This window comes from Methylobacterium sp. E-041, assembly GCF_022829665.1.
In the GTDB taxonomy this organism is placed as follows: domain Bacteria; phylum Pseudomonadota; class Alphaproteobacteria; order Rhizobiales; family Beijerinckiaceae; genus Methylobacterium.
This window is the reverse complement of record NZ_JAKSYQ010000285.1, coordinates 82,317-99,410: the sequence shown is the minus strand read 5'-3', so window position 1 is coordinate 99,410 and position 17,094 is coordinate 82,317. Positions and strand designations below refer to the sequence as shown.

The window sequence follows — 17,094 nt, the reverse complement described above, 5'->3', positions numbered from 1 at the left end:
GTTGACGTGCGTGTGAGGAAAGCTGACGCGCATGCATCGTCGACTGCCGCCGCTCAACGCGCTCAAGGCGTTCGAGGCCGCCGGCCGGCACCAGAGCTTCACGCTGGCCGCGGCGGAACTCGGCGTGACGCACGGTGCCGTGAGCCGGCACGTCCAGGCGCTCGAGGCCTGGCTCGGGACGCCGCTGTTCGAGCGCCACAACCGTCGCGTCGTCCTGACGGAAGCCGGGCGGGGCTACCTCGCCGAGATCGGGGCCGCCCTCGACCGCGTCGCGCTCGCGACCGCGCGGCAGATGGAGCGGGGGCAGGCGCGCGTGCTGCACGTGAACGCGCTCGCGACCTTCACGCTGCGCTGGCTAATCCCGCGCCTCTCGGCCTTCCAGCGCGGCCACCCGGCGATCGAGGTCCGACTGACCACCTCGAACGTGCCGCTCGCCCACATCGTCGAGCCGTTCGACGTCGCGATCCGCGGCGGGCCGGACACGTGCCCCGGCTATGTCCGGCAGCGTTTCCTGACCGAGCGGCGCATCCCCGTCTGCAGCCCGGCGCTGCTGCAGCGCCTGCCGCTCCGCACGCCGGCGGACCTGGAGCGCCACACGCTGCTGCACGCGGCGACGCTGCCCGAGGTGTGGCCGCACTGGCTGCAGGCCGCCGGCGTGCCGAACCTCGGCCCGGCGCGCTCGGTGACGCTGGAGCACTTCTACCTCACGCTGCAAGCCGCCCTCGACGGGCTGGGCGTGGCGATGGGCCCGGAGCGGTTGATCGCCGACGACGTGGCGGCCGGCCGGCTGACGCTGCCGTTCGACGGCCCGGCGCTGCCGGCGCGCAGCTACCACGCCTACGTCCCGGAGGCCCGCGCCGAGGACCCGGCCGTGCGCGCCTTCTGCGACTGGCTTCCGAAGGCCGCCTGAGCCTCGCCGACGGGAGCCCGCCGCATGCAACCGGACTGACGCTGGATACCGACGACGCGCATTAGCGGTTGCCATCCGGACGCGGCCTCGGGCATGGCGGGGCGACGACGATGAGCCGGCCTCCGGGGGCGGAGCCGGGCGGCGGGGTGGCGATGGCGATCAATCAGGAAGCAGTCGAGCGGCTCGCGGAAGCCTCCGCCCTGCGGGTGCTCGTCCAGACGGTCGCGGTGCTGGTGTTCGAGCAGAGCGGCCTGCCGCCGGACCGGGTGCGCGCGCTCGGGCGCAGCCTCAGCGCCGAGATGTCGGACATCGAGATCCCCGGCGCCGGCGGCCCCGACCTCGACGCCATCCGCCAGGCGAATGCGCAGGCGGTGGTGGCCGCCTTCGAGAGCGTCGCCGAGGCGATGCGGGACGGCGGCGCGGCGACCTCCGGCGCCTGACCGGCCGCGGCGCCTCCGGATCGGCGTCGGCGAGGATGCGGACGGCCACGTTGCGTGCGGTCCCGATCACGGCCGACGCCGCCGACGAAGCGGCTTCCCGCCGGCGTATCGCGACCCGGCACAGCCGGCACGATCGCCGCAGCGCGCGGCGCCGCCGGCCCTCAAGCCCCGGCCGGGACCATCGCGTGGCGAACGAGCGCCCCCATTCAGCAGCAGCGCGCCGACGGAACATCGCGTCTCGCCGATGACGTCCCCCGACCTGCGGAAGTGCGCGTCACGGACAATCTCAGCAGTGACAATCGCCTTGAAATACTTTTTCTGTACTATCTATATTTGATAAATTGAAATTCTATCTCAGAATATACTGCTATTCTGAGTGCCGCATCACGAAACTATTCGGACGATCGTCGGCGATATTCGTCGGGTCCGACGATCGCGGAAAAGTGATGCCTGCCATCGTCGCGGGATTCGGGCAAAACAGATAGCTCCTTTTGCATAGATAAAAGTCGATCGTTGCAGCGGTAGAAAAGTCGGAAGCTACAACCAACTTACGATTGTTTCATGAGATGTGGCACGATTCAGTAACGTCCGGCATCCCCTCGCGCGGATACGCCGAGGGTCGCGGATCGAAACGTCGGGGATCTTGGATCAGCGCGATCCGTGTCCTCGAAGCGCCTCGCGACGGGGGCCGCCGCAGGTCTTTCGACGGGCGTTGCATGCAGCCGAAGAGATCGCGGCTCGGAGATCCCGATCCTCACGTCCTTCGCGGAATGATCGTCGGTGCGGTCGGGAGATAGGCCAGGGCAAGAACAGGGCACGATGAAGGGCAAGGCGAATTCGAGGTCGGGGATCTGGCGACCCAGGGGACGCATAGCCGAGTCGATCGGCTCCGCGACGAACGTCCGGGATTTCAACGATCGGGACATGGTCCCGGTGCAGTTCGAGATCGGGCGGTCGTCCGAGATAAAGATCGAGCTCGTCGGCAGCCAGAGCGATCTGCTCAGTTTCTGGGACGTGAGGTCCGTCGGCCCCTACAGCAGAAGGCCGAAATCCGCTTACGACATCGTGACGATCAACTTCACGTTGGGCGGGCATACGAACTACGTCTTCCAGGACGGTCGTGCCATGGGGGCGCCGACGACCGCGATCCTCGCCGATCATCAGGATCTGAGCGATGCGCAATCGTCGGGCGGGTTCCACCTGTTCGGCTGCTCGATCTCGAAACAGGCGTTGACGACCATCAACGCGGCTCTGACCGGCGGCGAAGCGACCGGTTTCCCGCCCTTCGCCCGGGGCGCCGACATGGGGGCGCCCGGCATCAGAGCCTTGTACTGCGCGATGCGGCAGATCTATCGCCGATGCCTCGAGGTCGAGCCTTCGGGCGATCACACCCTGGCGCTGATGCAGGAGATCCTGGGGTATCAACTGCTTTCGGCCTGGCCGAGGCGGGCGGAGGCGATCGCCGACGTCCGGCGGCAGGCCCGGCCGTCGCGCCTGAGCCTCGCGAAGGACTACATTCAGACGTATCTCGCCACGCCCCTGGCGTTGAGCGACATCGCCGCAGCCGCCGGGCTGAGCGTCCGGGGGTTGCAGGACAACTTCCGCCGGTCGGTCGACCAGACGCCGTTCCAATACATCATCCAGCAGCGCCTGATGCGCGTCCACGAAGATCTCGTCGCGACTTCGAACATGAATCTCTCCGTCGGAGACATCGCAAGACGGTGGGGCTTCGTCCACATGAGCGATTTCGGGCAGCGCTATCGCCGCATGTACGGGTGTGCACCGACCCAGACCCGTCGCGAGGCATCCGGTCGCCCCTGACCACCGACATCCCATCGCGGGCGAGGCGGTGATGCCGCGGTGGAGCCCAGGATCACCCAATGTTCAACCAGAGGTATGGAAGGTCGCGGGAAGTATCAATTTTGCGATGCGTAGTATCATAAACGTGATCTCGTCGGCGGATCGTCATGTCGACGTCAATTCTGACAGGAGTATAAGCCGGTCTTAACTATTTATAGTCTAGGTTGTGCCTGGAATTCATCGCCTGCCTGTACGAATTCTCGCCTCGAAGGACGAGCACGCTGGGAAGCCGATGATTGGACGGGGGGACGGCATGTTGACATTTCGAAATCATCGCGCCTCGATCGCGGCGGATCTGCTGGACAAATCGCAGGCCGTGATCGAGTTCGACCCCGGCGGCAAGATCCTCACCGCCAACGCCAACTTCCTCGCGGTGATGGGATACGGCCTCGACGAGATCCAGGGGCGGCATCACAGCCTGTTCGTCCCGCCGTCATACGCGACCAGCGAGGCGTATCGGCAGTTCTGGGCGGATCTGGCGCAGGGCAAGTCGCAACAGGCCGCCTTCAGGCGCATCGCCAAGGGAGGCCGCGAGGTCTGGGTCCAGGCCTCCTACAACCCCGTGCTCGACCGCGCCGGCAAGACCGTCAGGATCGTGAAGTTCGCGACCGACGTCACCGCCCACAAGCAGGAAGCGCTGGAGCTCGAGGGCCAGATCGCCGCCCTGCACCGGTCGCAGGCCGTGATCGCCTTCGAGCCCGACGGCACGATCCTCACCGCCAACGCGAACTTCCTCGATGCCGTCGGCTACCGGCTCGACGAGGTGAAGGGCCAGCACCACAGCATGTTCGTCACCGAGGCGGATCGCGCCACGGCCGCCTACCAGGAGTTCTGGAAGGCGCTCGCCCGCGGGGAATACCAGTCCGCCGAGTACCTTCGGATCGGCAAGGGCGGACGCGAGGTCTGGATCCAGGCGACCTACAACCCCGTCACCGATGCGGAGGGGCGCACGGTCAAGGTCGTCAAGTTCGCGACCGACATCACCGAGCAGGTGCGCGAGCGGCAGCGCCGCGTCGAAGCGCAGCGGGCGATCGGCACGGATCTCGATGCGATCGGCGCGGCGACCGAGGACGTCATGCGGCAGACCTCGGAGGCGGCCACCACGGTGGCGCGCGTTTCCGGCGACATCCAGAGCGTGGCTTCGGGCGCGGAGGAGCTCTCGGCCTCGGTCGGCGAGATCAGCCAGCAGGTCAGCCACGCGGCCCAGATCGCCGGCCAGGCCGTCCATCAGACCGAGCGCACGGGCAACATCGTCGCCGGCCTGAGCAGCCAGGCCGCCCAGATCGGCGACGTCGTCGCCCTGATCCAGGGCATCGCCGCCCAGACCAACCTGCTCGCGCTGAACGCCACGATCGAGGCGGCCCGCGCCGGGGCGGCGGGCAAGGGCTTCGCCGTGGTGGCGGCCGAAGTGAAGGCGCTGGCCGAGCAGACCGGCAAGGCCACGGATCAGATCCGGGGCCAGATCGTCGCGACGCAGAACGCCACCCGCGATGCCGTCGACGCGATCGCCTCGATCCAGACCACGATCCAGACGCTCAACGACGTGTCGAACGCGATCGCGGCGGCGGTCGAGGAGCAGTCCGCGGTGACGCAGGAGATCTCGGGCAGCATGCAGACCGCCTCGCGCGGCGTGTCGGTGATCGCGTCGGGCATGGACATGATCGCCCAGGCCAGCGAGCGGGTGGATCACGCGACGCGGCAGGTCCGCGAAGCGTCGCGGGCGCTGGGATGATCTCGAGCATGGATCTGCCGTTGCCGGCGCCAGACCTTGAGATGATGGGGGAGGTCTATCTGTAATCTGTCCAAGCTGAGCGCGACAACGAAAATCCAACATGGACCGCCGTCATGGCCGAGCTTCTTCTGATCAGCGACGACCCGGCCCGCACGGCACGGCTGGCACGCGACCTACGAGACTTCGAGGGCTCGACCATCTACGACCTCTACGACGACGAGCCGTATCCGGGGCCGCCGCGACTGATCGTCAGCGACGTGAAGGCGCTGACCTCCGAGGCGCTTCAGCGCCTGCGCCAGGTGCTCGAGCGGGTTCGCGGCCAGCACGTGCCCTACGTCTGCCTTCTGCACGACGACGGCGGCCGCACGCGCGCGTACGCCGACCTCCTGGGCGCCTCCAGCCTGCTGAGCGCCGCCGCCGGCGCGGGTGCCCTGGTCGATACCCTGACGGGCCTGCTGGAGCGGGCGGCGCCGATGCCGGCGGCGATGCAGCGCTACGGCGAGATGGCCGAGCAGTTCCTGCGCAAGACCTTCGTGCCCGGCCGCTCGGTCACGCCGGCCGAGATCGAGGCCGGAACGAAGCTCGTGGCGAGCGCGGTGCAGGAGGTCGACATCGGCTCCTGGGTGCGCGCCGTCCGGCGCTTCGACGACGCCACCCACCGGCACTGCATGCTCGTGGCCGGGCTGTCGGCGGCCTTCGGCGGCATCCTCGGCCTGAAAGCGGCCGACCGCCATCACCTCGTCAAGGCGGCCCTGCTGCACGACGTCGGCAAGATGGAGATCGACCCCGCCATCCTGAACAAGCCGGGCAGGCTCGACGACGGGGAGATGGCCGTGATGCGCACCCACGCCGCGCTGGGATACGCCATGCTGGTGGGGCGCGGGTTCGACGACACCCTGCTCGCGGTCGTGCGCTCGCATCACGAGATGCTCGACGGCTCGGGCTATCCCGACGGGCTCGCCGGCCGCGCGATCCCGGATCTCGTCCGCCTCGTCACGATCTGCGACATCTTCGGCGCGATGATCGAGCGCCGCCCCTATCGCGCGCCGATGCCGAACGCGAAGGCCTACGACATCCTGGTCGGGATGGGCGGACGGCTCGACACCGACCTCGTCCGCGCCTTCAGGCCGGTCGCGAACGCGTTCTGACGCCGACGCCGCGCGCGCGCTCGGCGCGCCGCCGCTCAATGTGCGGCGGGCGCGTCGTGGACGAGGTCGGCGAGCGGGACGCCGACCTTCGCCAGGGACAGGGGCGGCGTCCGGCCGCTCGGGAACGTCGTCTCCCACCCGCCGCCGAGCGCCCGCGACAGGGAGACGAAGTCGGTCGAGATCGCGGCGGTGGCCTGAGCCAGGTTGACCTCCGCCTGGAGCACGGTCTGCGACGCCTGCAGGACCGTGGTGAAGGTGTCGACGCCCTGCTCGTAGCGCGACCGCGACAGCGACAGCGCCTGGCGCGCATCGCCGACCTGCCTGGACAGGCGCGCCCGCCGGCCCTCGTCGGCGCGCAACGCGGCGAGCGCGTTGACGATGTCGTGCCAGCCCTGGAGCACAGCCTTCTGGTAGGCGATCGCCGCCTCCTGCTGCCGGGCGCGCTGGAGCACGAGGTTCGCCTTGAGCCGGCCGCCGTCGAAGAGCGGAATGGAGATCGACGGGCCGACGTTCATGTACTGCAGCGACGACACCCGGAAGATCTTGCCGGGATCGACCGCGTTGTCGGTCGGGCTGGCGCTCAAGGTCACGGTCGGGAAGAACTGCGCCTCGGCGACCCCGATCTCGGCCACGGCGGCGTGCAGGTTGGCTTCCGCGGCGCGGATGTCGGGACGGCGCAGGACGAGGGTCGACGGGATGCCGACCGGCACCCGCGGCGGCACCGGCGGGATCGCCCGGGCGGTGACCAGCTCCTGCGACAGGGCGAGCGGCGCCTCGCCGAGCAGGAGCGAGATCGCGTTGATCTGCTGGATCTCCTGCTGCTGCAGCCCGGGCAGCTGCGCCTTGATCGCCTCGACCTGCTGCGCCGCGCTGGCGATGTCGAGGCCGGTGACGAGGCCCTTCTGCTGGCGCACCCGCACCACGTCGAGGATCTGCTCGTTGACGCGGATGTTGGCGAGGTTGATCCGCATCTGCTCCTGGGTGCCCCGCAGCTGCACGTAGTTGCGGGCGAGGTCGGACTGGCTCGAGACCAGGATGTCGCGGCGCTGATCCGCGGACGCGTCGGCCTGGGCCTCCGCGGCCTCGACCGAGCGGCGGACCCGGCCCCAGAGATCGAGCTCCCACGATGCGTCGAGCCCGAGGGTGTAGCTCTCGAACCCGTTGGTCAGCGGTGCGGTCGGGTTGGCGCCCCCCGCCCCGCCGCCGGTCAGGCCGCCGAGGGAGCCGGACAGGAGGCCGATCGTCCCGTTCTGGCTGTACTGCATGCGGTAGGCGTTGCCGGTGCCGCCGATCGTCGGCAGCGTCGCGGCGTTCGCGGTGGTGAGCTGGGCCCGGCTCTCGAACAGGCGCGCGGTCGCGGTCTTCACGTCGAGGTTCTGCGCGGCCACGCGCTCCTCGAGCCGGGTCAGGATCGGATCGCGGAAGGCCTGCCACCAGGCGATGTCCGGCTCGGCCTGGCTGGTGCGCGCCGTCAGGCGCCGTGTCGCCCGGGCCGGGACGCCGGTGTCGAGGTAGTCGCTCGCGTCGGCGAGCGGCGTCGGCGGAACGGAGAAGTCGGGGCCGACCGTGCAGCCGGCCAGGCCGAGTATCGCGGCGAGCGCGAGGAGGGAGGCCCGGCCCGACAGCGCAGCCGAGGCCTTCGCGCGGGACCGGCCTTCGAACATTCGGCGGGATGTCATGTCAGTGTCCTCCGCCCTCGGCCTTGGCGGTCCGGGCCGATATCAGGAAGCAGAGCGGCACGACGAGGAACGCCAGCAGCGCCACGTATTGGTACACGTTGCTGTAGGCCAGGATCTGAGCCTGCTTCGTGTAGGTCTGGTAGGTCTGCGCGACCGCCTGCTGGTGCACCACCGAGGCGGCACGCCCGAGCGAGCGCAGCGTCTGCTCGGTCTCCTGGATCAGCGTGGCGTAGCCCTGTCGCAGCGGCGTCATGAACGTCGAGAGGTGGGCCTGGTCGGCCTGCGTCCGCTCCGTGACCGCGGCGGTCGAGAGCGAGATCCCGACCGAGCCGAACACGTTGCGGAACATCGAGAACAGCGCCGACGCGTCGCTGCGGTACTTCTGGGGCAGCGTCAGGTAGGCGACGGTGGAGATCGGCACGAACAGGAAGGCGAGCGCCGCCGTCTGGAGCGTGCGCATCCAGACCAGGGTCCGGAAGTCGATGTCGGGCGCGATCCGGCTCGAATAGAACATCGCCGCGCCCATGAAGGCGAACCCGAACATGATCAGGTAGCGGGTCTGCACGACCTTCATCATCAGGCCGACGAGCGGGATCAGCACGATCACCGCCACGCCGCCCGGCGACAGGATGAAGCCGGAATCGAGCGCAGTGTAGCCCAGCACCTGCTGCGCGAATTGCGGGATCAGGACCGAGCCCGCGTAGAGCAGGGCGCCGACCGCGCCGATGAGCAGGCAGCCGACGGCGAAGTTCCGGTCCCGGAACACCATCAGGTCGACCACCGGCGCCTTGGCCGTCAGCAGCCAGCAGATGGCGCCGAAGATCCCGAGGAAGGCGACGACGGCCATGATCCGGATGAAGGACGAGCTGAACCAGGCGTTGACCTCGCCGCGGTCGATCATGATCTGCATGCAGCCGATGCCGACGACGATCAGGGCCAGGCCGACGTAGTCGAGCCCGCGCGCGCGCTTCTCGGCCGCGGCCGGCGGGTCCTGGACCAGGTAGGCGTTGACGAACAGCGTGACGATGCCGACCGGCACGTTGATGAAGAAGATCCAGCGCCAGGTCGCGTGCTCGACGAGGTAGCCGCCGAGCGTCGGCCCGAGGACGGGCGCGACCACCGTCGCCACCGCCGTGACCCCGAAGGCCGCCCCGCGCTTGGCCGGCGGGAAGGTGTCCAGGATGATCGCCTGCTGGCTCGGCTGCAGGCCGCCGCCGAAGAAGCCCTGCATCAGGCGGAACAGGATGATCTGCCCGAGGCTCTGCGACAGCCCGCACAGGAACGAGGCCACCGTGAACATGCCGATGCAGATCAGGAAGTAGCGCTTCCGGCCGATCGTGTCGGAGAGCCAGCCGGCGATGGTCAGCACGATGCCGTTGGCGACGAGGTAGGCGGTGAGCGTGTAGGTCGCCTCGTCGTTCGAGGCGGCGAGCGAGCCCGCGATGTAGGGCAGGGCTACGTTGACGATGGTGGTGTCGAGCACTTCCATGAACGCCGCCAGCGTCACCGCGATGGCGATGAGCCAGGGGTTGTAGGCGGGTTTCCAGCCGTCCGAGGCCCCGCTCACTTCAGCATCACCGTCGGCACCACGCTGATGCCGAGCGGCAGCGGCTCCTCCTTCCTCAGGCCGGAATCGATCACGATCTTCACCGGCACGCGCTGGACGATCTTGATGAAGTTGCCGGTGGCGTTCTCGGCCGGGAAGGCGGAGAATTTCGAGCCCGACCCGCGCTGGATCGACTCGACGTGCCCCTGCAGGTCGAGGTCGGGATAGGCGTCGATCGCGATCCGCACCCGCTGCCCGGTCCGCATGCCGTCGAGCTCGGTCTCCTTGTAGTTGGCCGTCACCCAGACGTCGGTGGTGACCAGCGACATGACCTGCTGGCCGGCGGTGAGGTAGTCGCCGGCGTTGACGTTGCGCTTCGTCACCCAGCCGTCCTGCGGCGCCCGCACCACGCTCCATTCGATGTTCAGGTTGGCCTGCTCGACCTGCGCCCTGGCCTGCTCGGCCTGGCCCTTGATCTGGTCGACCTGCTGCTCGGACTGGCCGATGTTCTGCTGGACCGGCATCGCCTGGACGAGGCGGGCCTGGGCCTGCTCGACCTGCGCCTTGGCCTGCTGGTAGTTGGACGCGTTGGTCTCGACTTCCTGCTGCGTCGTGGCCAGCTTGGGCAGGCTCCTCTGCCGGTCGTAGTTGGCCTGCTGCAGGACGAGGTTGGCCTTGGCCGAGTCGAGGTTCGCCTGCGCGAGCTGGAGGGAAGCGGGGAAGTTCTTCTTGGCGATCTCAACGCCGAGCCGCTGGCTGGCCATCTGCGCGTTGCTCGCGGCGAACTGGCCCTGGGCCTGCTCGCGGCTGTAGACGAACTGGCGCTGGTCGATGCGGAACAGCGTGTCGCCCTTGTGCACGAACTGGTTGTCCGTCACCTCGAGCGCGATCACCTGCCCGGCCACCTGCGGCGCGATCGTGACGATGTTGCCGTCGGTGTAGGCGTCGTCGGTGCTGATCGTCCCGCGGGTCGCGAGCCAGTAGGTCACGCCGCCCCCGGCGAGCAGCAGCAGGACCACCACGGCGATCCCGATGACCCAAGGCCGCCGCTTCCTGCGCGCGCGCTCGTCCGCTCCCTTGTCGTCTCCGTCCGATTTCTTGCCGCCGCGGTCGTCCCGGTCCTTCGCGTCGCCGCCCTTCCGATCATCGTCGTCCTGCCGATGGTCGTCTCGCCCATCGTGGTCTTGCCGATCGTCGTCGCCGTGCCGATCGTCGTCGCCTTGCCGCTCGCGGGCCTGCCAGCCCTCGGAGCGGTGGTCGCGCGCGTCGCGGCTGCGACGGGGATCTCCGTGATCCCGCTCGTCCGCGTACGGCTCCTCGTCCCTGCCGTCGCGGGGCCGATCCCGGACGACGCGCAACGCATCGCGGGCGGGGCGACGGCGGTCGTCGGCATCGCGGGCTGGCCCGCCCTGCCGGGGCGGCGAGCCGACGTCGAGCAGGTCGCGTCGACTCCGCGACGGCCTGGACAGGCCGGACGAGGTGCTTGCATCGACGTCACGCATGGAATGAATGCAAACCTTTCGTCCCACCGCACGTTCAGCGAGACGGCGTGGGCGATCGTCCGTACGGTGCGGCGAGTTATCCGAACCGAACGTTTCGTTTCTACCCTCAATCTGGATGGTGATGTCAAGCGAAACGAACGGTTCGGCTGATGGCTCTCGGATTCGTGTGCCGCGCGGATCGCGCCGTCGCGAGGAGATCGCCGCTGTGGCGGAGCGCGTGTTCCTTCAGCACGGGTTCTCGGACACCACGATGAAGATGGTGGCGAACGAGGCCGGGGCCTCGACCGAGACGCTCTATCGCCATTTCGGCTCGAAGGACGACCTGTTCATCGAGGTCGTGAGCAACCGGACGCGCGATCTCAGGCAGCGGATCGAGACCGATCTCGGGAGCAAGGGCCCGCTCCCGGCGGTGCTCCGGGCCTTCGGCACGAACCTCTACGGCGCGATGATCATGCCCGAGATGACGGCGCTCGCCCGCATCATCGTCGCCGAGGTCCAGCGCAACCCGGCCCTCGGCGAGGCGTTCTACGCGATGGCGCCGGGCCGCACGCAGCGGCACCTGACCGACTACCTCGAGGCGGCCCGGCGCGACGGCGCGTTCATCGGCGACGACCCGTTGCTCGCCGCGACCATGTTCATCGGGTTGATCATCGGGAAGGTGGTTCCGGTGTGCCTGTTCATCCCCCACAAGGACGACGGCAGCCGCGCCGACATGGAACGGCACGTGGACGAGGCCGTCCGCATCTTCCTCGCCGTGTATCAGGCGGCGCGCCCCGCAGCGTGACGTGGGCCGGCTTCGTAGGCCCCGCGCTCAGCGCAGGAACCGACGGCGCGCCGGGGCGGCGACGAGGATCGCCGCCGGGCCGAGGGCGGCCGCGAGCATCACCACGAAGCCCAGCGTGATCATCGCAAGACCGTCGCCGGACGAGCGCGGGTGCCGGAGAAGCGCGCCGGCGTCACGGGCGCGGCCGGACGTGGAGGAAGCTGCGCTCCCCCGTCGCCGCCTCGGTCACGTGCTGGATCGCGTCGAGGAGGTCCGCCATCCGCTTCGGCGCCGAGGCGGGCATCAGGCGGCCGGCATCTACGCGCCGGGTGTCGGTCCGGCCGGCGGCGATCTGCGCCTGGCTCAGGGCATCGAAGTCGCGGCTGGGGCGTCGCTTCATGGCGGTGTCTCTCCTCGGGACACCGTGGCCGGCGCGTGGTTGATGAAGCGTTAACGCGGCGCCGAGGTCCGGCCCCGCAGCCTCACGCCGGTCTCGCCGTGTCCTCGGGGGCGACGGCGAGCCGGAGGAAGCTGACGACGCTCGCGACAGCGGCGAAGGCGCCGCCGAGCCCCAGGGCGAGCGCCGGCCCATGCGCATCCGCGATCGCGAAGCAGGCGGCGACGAGCGCGGCGCCCATGGTCTGGCCGAGGAGACGGGAGGTGGCGACGATGCCGCTTGCCCCGCCCGATCGCGCCGGCGGCGCGCTCGTCATGATGGCGCGCAGGTTCGGCGCCTGGAAGAAGCCGAAGCCCGCGCCGCAGATCGCCATGCGCCAGCCGATGTCGAGGACGGTCGGGCTCGCCGGCAGGGCGGCGAGCAGCCCCATGCCGACGGCGAGTCCGGCGAGCCCGATCCCGCCGAGCAGGCCCGGCGGGTAGCGGTCCGAGAGGCGCCCGGCCAGGGGAGCCATCAGCGCGACCACGACGGGCCACGGCGTCATCAGGAAGCCGGTCTCGACCTGCGTGCGCCCGAGCGTGTGCTGGAACAGGAAGGGCAGCGAGACGAAGGCGAGCCCCTGCGCCGCGAACGAGCACACCGAGGTCGTGGCGGAGAGGGCGAACAGCGGGCGCCGGAGGAGGTCGGCGGCCAGCATCGGCGCAGGATGCCCTGCCTGCCGCCGCAGCAGCAGCAGGAAGCAGGCGACCGAGCCGGCGGCCTCCGCCAGGATGCGCCAGAGCGGCCCCTCGTGCGCGGCCTCGCCGAGGCCGAGCACGAGCAGGGCGAAGGCGGACGCGTTGAGCAGCGAGCCGACCCCATCGAAGCGGTGGCCGGAGCGGCCGGTCTCCGGCAGCGCGGTCCAGGCCAGCACCAGGGCGGCGAGCCCGATCGGCACGTTGACGGCGAAGAGCCACGGCCACGGCGCCGCGACGAGAATCAGCGAGGCGACGGTCGGGCCGACCGCGAAGCCGACGCCGACCACGAAGGCGTTGAGGCCGACGCCGCGCCCGAGCTGGTGGGCCGGATAGATGAAGCGGATGAGGGCGATGTTGACCGCCATCAGGGCGCTCGCGCCGACGCCCTGGAGCACGCGGGCCGCAACGAGCGTCGGCAGCGACCAGGCCAGCGCGCAGACGAGCGAGGCGCCGGTGAACAGGATCAGCCCGCCGACGTAGATCCGCTGCTGGCCGACGATCTCGCCCAGCGCCGCGATCGGCAGCAGCGTCGCCACCACCGCGAGCTGGTACGCGTTGACGATCCACACCGAGGCGCCGGGATCGACCCCGAGATCGGCGGCGATGGTCGGCAGCGCGGTGTTGGCGATGGCGGTGTCGAGCGTCGCCAGCGCGACGCCGGTGAGCACCGCCACCATCGCCCGCCCGCGCTGGGCCGGAGGCAGGCCGTGATGGGTCGGCGTGCTCGACGGTGCGGGCGGAGGGGACATCGTGGGCTGGGGCTCGCGGCGGCAACGCGTGCTGCATGCGGCCATGGCGGGGATGCTGGCAAGTGCGCCGGCAAGCGCAACCACACGGCGTTGCTACGCTCCAGGTGCATATCTGCATCGGGCCGACCGCGCCGTCGGCGAACCGGCGGCCGCCGTCGACCCTACGCGACTCTCCGGCCGGGCTTGGCGAGATCGCCTCCGCTAGGCCGTCGTGCCGGCCGACCGCGTCGTCGGAGGCTCAGCAGCTCAACCGCCGGCCTTCGCGCCGGCCGAACACCCGGTAATGCGCCGCGCCCGAATCCACCTGCCCGCGGCTCACCGCGCGGCGAACGTCGGGGTTGCAGCGAAGGTACTCGGCCTCGTCGAACCCGAAACCGCCGCGGCCGCCGCCGCGGCCGCGGTCGTCGTAGCCCCGGTCGCGATCGCGGTAGCGGTCGTCGCGGCCGCCATACCCGGATTCGCGCTCGCCGTAGCCGTAGTCCCGGCCGCCGTAGGGCTGGGACAAGGCCGGCGCGACCGATCCGGCGATCGTCAGGCCCACCACCATCACCGTGCAAAGCGTCTTCATCGATCCACTCCCGTCGCTGGCACTTGCAACGGCGTGCGAAGGCTTTGGTTCACATCGGCTCGGAGCGCGCTGCGCCCGGGACTTCGCGACCCGCGGCATGTTGCATCGCCTGCCGAACGTCGAGGACCGACCGGTCCGATGTCGCGTTGCCCCCGCATCACCCCTTCGGATCGCGAGGAAGATCGACATGGCACAACCCACCTTTCCCGACAGGCCGGGCCACGGCGCCAACAGCGTCGAGCATCGCATCGGCCAGGACGTGGACGGCGTCGACCAGCTCAGCAGCGTCGTCCTGATGGGCCTCGCGATCGGCGGCGCGGCGCTGGCGCTGATCCTGGTGCACTTCCTGATCGGCTGAGGCGGGCCGGCTGGCACCTTCTCAACCGGAAGGCGAGGAACGATCGGATCGTGGCCGTGGTTTCACGCCGTGGCACCGACCCGGTGCGGCAGCAAGGATCCGGCACCGATGACCAAGACCCGTCTCACAGCCTCTGCGATCGCGGCCGCGGCCTTCGGCGCCGTCCTGATGTCGGCCGGCGCCGTCTCCGCCGCGACGCCGGCGCCCGCGCCGAGCCTCGTCCAGCCCGAGGCCCCGACCGTGCAGGTGCGGATGACGCGCCGCTCGATGATGCGCCACCACACCATGCGGCGCCACATGATGCGCCGTGGCGGCGGACGGACGATCAGCACGAAGCTCGGTGCCAGGACGCGCTGAAGGCGCCTTTGAAGACGCGCCGATCGAAGCCCGACGATCGAGGGGCCCGGCCGGGGAAATCCAGGCCGGCTTTCTCGTGTGGAACGGAGACGGCGCAAGCTGGTTCTTCAGCAGAGTTTGGTAATCCACCGGAGGAAACACATTGTCTTTCAAGTCGATCACGCTCGCGTCCGCGTTCGTCCTGACCATGGGCACTGCCGCCTTCGCCCAGGGCGGAGCCTCCGACGGCGGCCCCGGCAGCCCGGGCGCCGGGCCGTCGGCCGGCGGCACGATCAGTGAGGGGTCGGCCGCGGGCCGGTCGTCCACCACCACCGGCACCGTCCCGAACGCAGGCACCACCGCGCCGAGCGCCACCACGGCGCCCGTCGCGCCCGGTGCCGCCGGCAACGGTGCGGGCCCGAGCGCGGGCGGCACCGTCAACAGCGGCAGCGCCCCGACCGCGAAGTAGGCTTCGCGACGACGGCACGTCGTTCAGCCCGCCCGGTTCGCCGCGGCGGGCTTCTTCGTGCGCTCGCCCGCCCTGCCGGCATCGCGCCCAAGGGCGGGGCGATGCGATCCCGCGTCGTCGCCGTGTCTCGCGCGCGACGACGCCGTATGACGAGACCTGCGCCGACCGGACCGGTGGACGCGCTGGAGATCCCCGTGCCGCACAGACAGCCGCTTCACCTCTGGATCGTGCGCCACGGCGAGAGCGCCGGCAACGTCGCCCGCGATGCGGCGCAGGCCTCGGGCGCGGCGCGGATCGACATTCCCGAACGCGACGTGGACGTGCCGCTGAGCCCGCTCGGCCACCGGCAGGCCGAGGCGCTCGGCCGCTGGTTCGCGAGCCTGCCCGAGGACCAGCGTCCGAACCTCGTCCTGGCCTCGCCCTACCGCCGCGCGGTCGAGACCGCCGAGGGGATCCGCGCCGCCGGTGCGCTGGCCGCGGACACCCCGCCGCTCCTCGTCGACGAGCGCCTGCGCGAGAAGGAGTTCGGGATCCTCGACCGGCTTACGCGCGCCGGAATCGAGCAGCTGCACCCGGAGCAGGCGGCGCTGCGCAGCGACCTCGGCAAGTTCTACCACCGGCCGCCCGGCGGCGAGAGCTGGTGCGACGTCATCCTGCGCCTGCGCGGCGCGCTCGACACGATGGCCCTGCACTACGAAGGCCAGCGCATCCTCCTCGTCGCCCACCAGGTGGTCGTCCTGTGCCTGCGCTACCTCCTGGAGAACATGACCGAGGGGGAGATCCTGGCGATCGACGCCGAGGGCGACATCGCCAATTGCGGGGTCACTGAGTACGTCCCCTCTGCGCGCGCCACACCCGGTGGTGCCCTCGACCTGATCCGCTACAACTTCGTCGCACCCCTTGAGGCACAGGGCGCCACCGTTACCTCCGAACCCGACACCAAGAGCTGAGCGACCGTCAGACCCTTGGGGCAAGGACCGGAGGGAAGCCATGAGCGCCGTCACACCGCTGACCGAGTACGTGCTCCGCGGCATGGCCCCTCCCGATCCGGACGGCGACAGCAAGGATGGGCGCGGCTGCGTACTGATCGTAGCGGGCTGCACGGCGCTGCCGGGCGCCGTCCTGCTCGGCGCCAACGCGGCGATGCGCGTCGGGGCGGGAAAGCTGCAGATCGGCGTCTGCCGCGACCTCGCGATCCCGATCGGGATCGCCGTGCCGGAAGCCCTGGTGATCGGCCTGGCACAGACCGAGGCCGGCGGCATCGGGCGTGCCTGCGCCGACGATCTCGCGCAGCGGGCCGGCGCGAGCGACGCGATCCTGTGCGGGCCGGGGATGAGCGAGGACGCGGACACGGAAGCCGTGGTCGCCGCGCTCGTCCGCGGGGCGGACACGGCAGCCATCGTCCTGGATGCCGGGGCGCTCGCCGCGTTGCGCGCCGATCCGGACCTGACGCGCCGCCTGCCCAAGCCGGCGATCATCACCCCGCACGCGGGCGAGATGGCCAAGCTGCTGGACATCGACCGCGAGGCCGTCGAAGCCGACCCGCTGGCGGCGGCCCGCCGGGCCACCGAGCGCTTCGGGACGATCACGGTGATGAAGGGCGGCCGGACGCAGGTCGTCTCCCCCAACGGCCGCGCCTGGTGCTACGAGATGGGGCATGTCGGGCTGGCGATCTCGGGATCGGGCGACACGCTGGCGGGCCTCATCGTCGGCCTGCTCGCGCGCGGAACCGAGCCCGAAGCCGCGGCCCTTTGGAGCGTCTACGCCCACGGCGAGGCGGGCCGCCGGCTGGCGCGCCGCTACGGCGGAATCGGCTTCCTCGCCCGCGAGCTTCCGGCGGAGGTGCCGTGCATCCTCGCCGAGGTGATGACTTAAGCCGCGGCACCGCCGCCCCACGCAT

General features: G+C 70.3%; 18 protein-coding genes. 12 read left to right on the top strand and 6 right to left on the bottom strand.

Going from position 1 to position 17,094, the window contains the following annotated elements:
- Nucleotides 1-31: 31 nt before the first annotated feature.
- From gcvA to MKK70_RS26125, 5 genes are all read left to right on the top strand, one after another.
- Nucleotides 32-910 (top strand): transcriptional regulator GcvA, encoded by an 879-nt coding sequence (gcvA, locus tag MKK70_RS26145; RefSeq protein WP_243950827.1) that lies wholly within the window; start codon nt 32-34, stop codon nt 908-910.
- Nucleotides 911-1,020: 110 nt separating this feature from the next.
- A complete protein-coding gene (locus MKK70_RS26140; RefSeq protein WP_147729600.1) occupies nt 1,021-1,350 on the top strand; it encodes a hypothetical protein in 330 nt (109 codons plus the stop codon).
- Nucleotides 1,351-2,169: 819 nt separating this feature from the next.
- Complete coding sequence (locus MKK70_RS26135) at nt 2,170-3,171, top strand: AraC family transcriptional regulator (protein ID WP_243950826.1); 1,002 nt, start codon at nt 2,170-2,172, stop codon at nt 3,169-3,171.
- Between the two features lie 292 nt (nt 3,172-3,463).
- Nucleotides 3,464-4,942 (top strand): PAS domain S-box protein, encoded by a 1,479-nt coding sequence (locus tag MKK70_RS26130; RefSeq protein WP_147727094.1) that lies wholly within the window; start codon nt 3,464-3,466, stop codon nt 4,940-4,942.
- A gap of 113 nt (nt 4,943-5,055) precedes the next feature.
- Nucleotides 5,056-6,090 (top strand): HD-GYP domain-containing protein, encoded by a 1,035-nt coding sequence (locus tag MKK70_RS26125; protein WP_243950825.1) that lies wholly within the window; start codon nt 5,056-5,058, stop codon nt 6,088-6,090.
- 35 nt (nt 6,091-6,125) lie between these two features.
- Here MKK70_RS26125 and MKK70_RS26120 read toward each other — a convergent pair whose 3' ends face one another.
- From MKK70_RS26120 to MKK70_RS26110, 3 genes are read right to left on the bottom strand one after another with little or no spacing between them, the layout of a single operon-like run.
- Nucleotides 6,126-7,769 (bottom strand): efflux transporter outer membrane subunit, encoded by a 1,644-nt coding sequence (locus MKK70_RS26120; RefSeq protein WP_243950823.1) that lies wholly within the window; start codon nt 7,767-7,769, stop codon nt 6,126-6,128.
- A 1-nt stretch (nt 7,770) separates the two neighbouring features.
- Complete coding sequence (locus tag MKK70_RS26115) at nt 7,771-9,336, bottom strand: DHA2 family efflux MFS transporter permease subunit (protein ID WP_243950821.1); 1,566 nt, start codon at nt 9,334-9,336, stop codon at nt 7,771-7,773.
- Nucleotides 9,333-10,334 (bottom strand): HlyD family secretion protein, encoded by a 1,002-nt coding sequence (locus MKK70_RS26110; RefSeq protein ID WP_243950819.1) that lies wholly within the window; start codon nt 10,332-10,334, stop codon nt 9,333-9,335. Before MKK70_RS26110 ends, MKK70_RS26115 begins: the two co-directional genes overlap by 4 nt.
- A gap of 141 nt (nt 10,335-10,475) precedes the next feature.
- Here MKK70_RS26110 and MKK70_RS26105 point away from each other — a divergent pair, with 141 nt between their 5' ends.
- Entirely contained in the window at nt 10,476-10,967 is a 492-nt protein-coding gene (locus MKK70_RS26105) for a hypothetical protein (protein WP_187274773.1), read from the top strand.
- 55 nt (nt 10,968-11,022) lie between these two features.
- Complete coding sequence (locus MKK70_RS26100; RefSeq protein ID WP_187275424.1) at nt 11,023-11,601, top strand: TetR/AcrR family transcriptional regulator; 579 nt, start codon at nt 11,023-11,025, stop codon at nt 11,599-11,601.
- A gap of 172 nt (nt 11,602-11,773) precedes the next feature.
- On the opposite strand, the gene MKK70_RS26095 is transcribed toward MKK70_RS26100, so the two are convergent.
- The 3 genes from MKK70_RS26095 to MKK70_RS26085 form a co-directional block, all read right to left on the bottom strand.
- Nucleotides 11,774-11,980 carry a hypothetical protein gene (locus MKK70_RS26095; RefSeq protein WP_147727098.1) on the bottom strand — a complete coding sequence of 69 codons (207 nt, stop codon included), beginning with the start codon at nt 11,978-11,980 and terminating at the stop codon, nt 11,774-11,776.
- 82 nt (nt 11,981-12,062) lie between these two features.
- Complete coding sequence (locus MKK70_RS26090; RefSeq protein ID WP_243950817.1) at nt 12,063-13,463, bottom strand: MFS transporter; 1,401 nt, start codon at nt 13,461-13,463, stop codon at nt 12,063-12,065.
- A 238-nt stretch (nt 13,464-13,701) separates the two neighbouring features.
- Nucleotides 13,702-14,031, bottom strand: coding sequence for a hypothetical protein (locus MKK70_RS26085; protein ID WP_243950815.1), 330 nt, complete (start codon nt 14,029-14,031; stop codon nt 13,702-13,704).
- Nucleotides 14,032-14,218: 187 nt separating this feature from the next.
- On the opposite strand from MKK70_RS26085, the gene MKK70_RS26080 reads away from it, so the two are divergent.
- From MKK70_RS26080 to MKK70_RS26060, 5 genes are all read left to right on the top strand, one after another.
- Nucleotides 14,219-14,389: a hypothetical protein gene (locus tag MKK70_RS26080; RefSeq protein WP_187274771.1), complete on the top strand. Its 171-nt coding sequence runs from the start codon at nt 14,219-14,221 to the stop codon at nt 14,387-14,389.
- A 108-nt stretch (nt 14,390-14,497) separates the two neighbouring features.
- Nucleotides 14,498-14,746 (top strand): hypothetical protein, encoded by a 249-nt coding sequence (locus MKK70_RS26075; protein WP_243950813.1) that lies wholly within the window; start codon nt 14,498-14,500, stop codon nt 14,744-14,746.
- Between the two features lie 142 nt (nt 14,747-14,888).
- The gene (locus tag MKK70_RS26070) at nt 14,889-15,194 is read left to right on the top strand and encodes a hypothetical protein (RefSeq protein ID WP_243932636.1); all 306 of its coding nucleotides are present in this window, start codon (nt 14,889-14,891) and stop codon (nt 15,192-15,194) included.
- A 146-nt stretch (nt 15,195-15,340) separates the two neighbouring features.
- Complete coding sequence (locus MKK70_RS26065) at nt 15,341-16,144, top strand: histidine phosphatase family protein (protein ID WP_243950811.1); 804 nt, start codon at nt 15,341-15,343, stop codon at nt 16,142-16,144.
- Nucleotides 16,145-16,184: 40 nt separating this feature from the next.
- Complete coding sequence (locus MKK70_RS26060; protein WP_243950809.1) at nt 16,185-17,069, top strand: NAD(P)H-hydrate dehydratase; 885 nt, start codon at nt 16,185-16,187, stop codon at nt 17,067-17,069.
- Nucleotides 17,070-17,094: the final 25 nt, after the last annotated feature.

What these genes read in the sequence shown, in the direction of transcription:
- MKK70_RS26080 (WP_187274771.1), top strand. Translation starts at nt 14,219, where the DNA reads ATGGCACAACCCACCTTTCCCGACAGGCCGGGCCACGGCGCCAACAGC.
- MKK70_RS26140 (WP_147729600.1), top strand. Translation starts at nt 1,021, where the DNA reads ATGAGCCGGCCTCCGGGGGCGGAGCCGGGCGGCGGGGTGGCGATGGCG.
- gcvA (WP_243950827.1), top strand. Translation starts at nt 32, where the DNA reads ATGCATCGTCGACTGCCGCCGCTCAACGCGCTCAAGGCGTTCGAGGCC.
- MKK70_RS26090 (WP_243950817.1), bottom strand. Translation starts at nt 13,463, where the DNA reads ATGTCCCCTCCGCCCGCACCGTCGAGCACGCCGACCCATCACGGCCTG.
- MKK70_RS26130 (WP_147727094.1), top strand. Translation starts at nt 3,464, where the DNA reads ATGTTGACATTTCGAAATCATCGCGCCTCGATCGCGGCGGATCTGCTG.
- MKK70_RS26065 (WP_243950811.1), top strand. Translation starts at nt 15,341, where the DNA reads ATGACGAGACCTGCGCCGACCGGACCGGTGGACGCGCTGGAGATCCCC.
- MKK70_RS26105 (WP_187274773.1), top strand. Translation starts at nt 10,476, where the DNA reads ATGGTCGTCTCGCCCATCGTGGTCTTGCCGATCGTCGTCGCCGTGCCG.
- MKK70_RS26075 (WP_243950813.1), top strand. Translation starts at nt 14,498, where the DNA reads ATGACCAAGACCCGTCTCACAGCCTCTGCGATCGCGGCCGCGGCCTTC.
- MKK70_RS26060 (WP_243950809.1), top strand. Translation starts at nt 16,185, where the DNA reads ATGAGCGCCGTCACACCGCTGACCGAGTACGTGCTCCGCGGCATGGCC.
- MKK70_RS26125 (WP_243950825.1), top strand. Translation starts at nt 5,056, where the DNA reads ATGGCCGAGCTTCTTCTGATCAGCGACGACCCGGCCCGCACGGCACGG.
- MKK70_RS26135 (WP_243950826.1), top strand. Translation starts at nt 2,170, where the DNA reads ATGAAGGGCAAGGCGAATTCGAGGTCGGGGATCTGGCGACCCAGGGGA.
- MKK70_RS26095 (WP_147727098.1), bottom strand. Translation starts at nt 11,980, where the DNA reads ATGAAGCGACGCCCCAGCCGCGACTTCGATGCCCTGAGCCAGGCGCAG.
- MKK70_RS26085 (WP_243950815.1), bottom strand. Translation starts at nt 14,031, where the DNA reads ATGAAGACGCTTTGCACGGTGATGGTGGTGGGCCTGACGATCGCCGGA.
- MKK70_RS26120 (WP_243950823.1), bottom strand. Translation starts at nt 7,769, where the DNA reads ATGACATCCCGCCGAATGTTCGAAGGCCGGTCCCGCGCGAAGGCCTCG.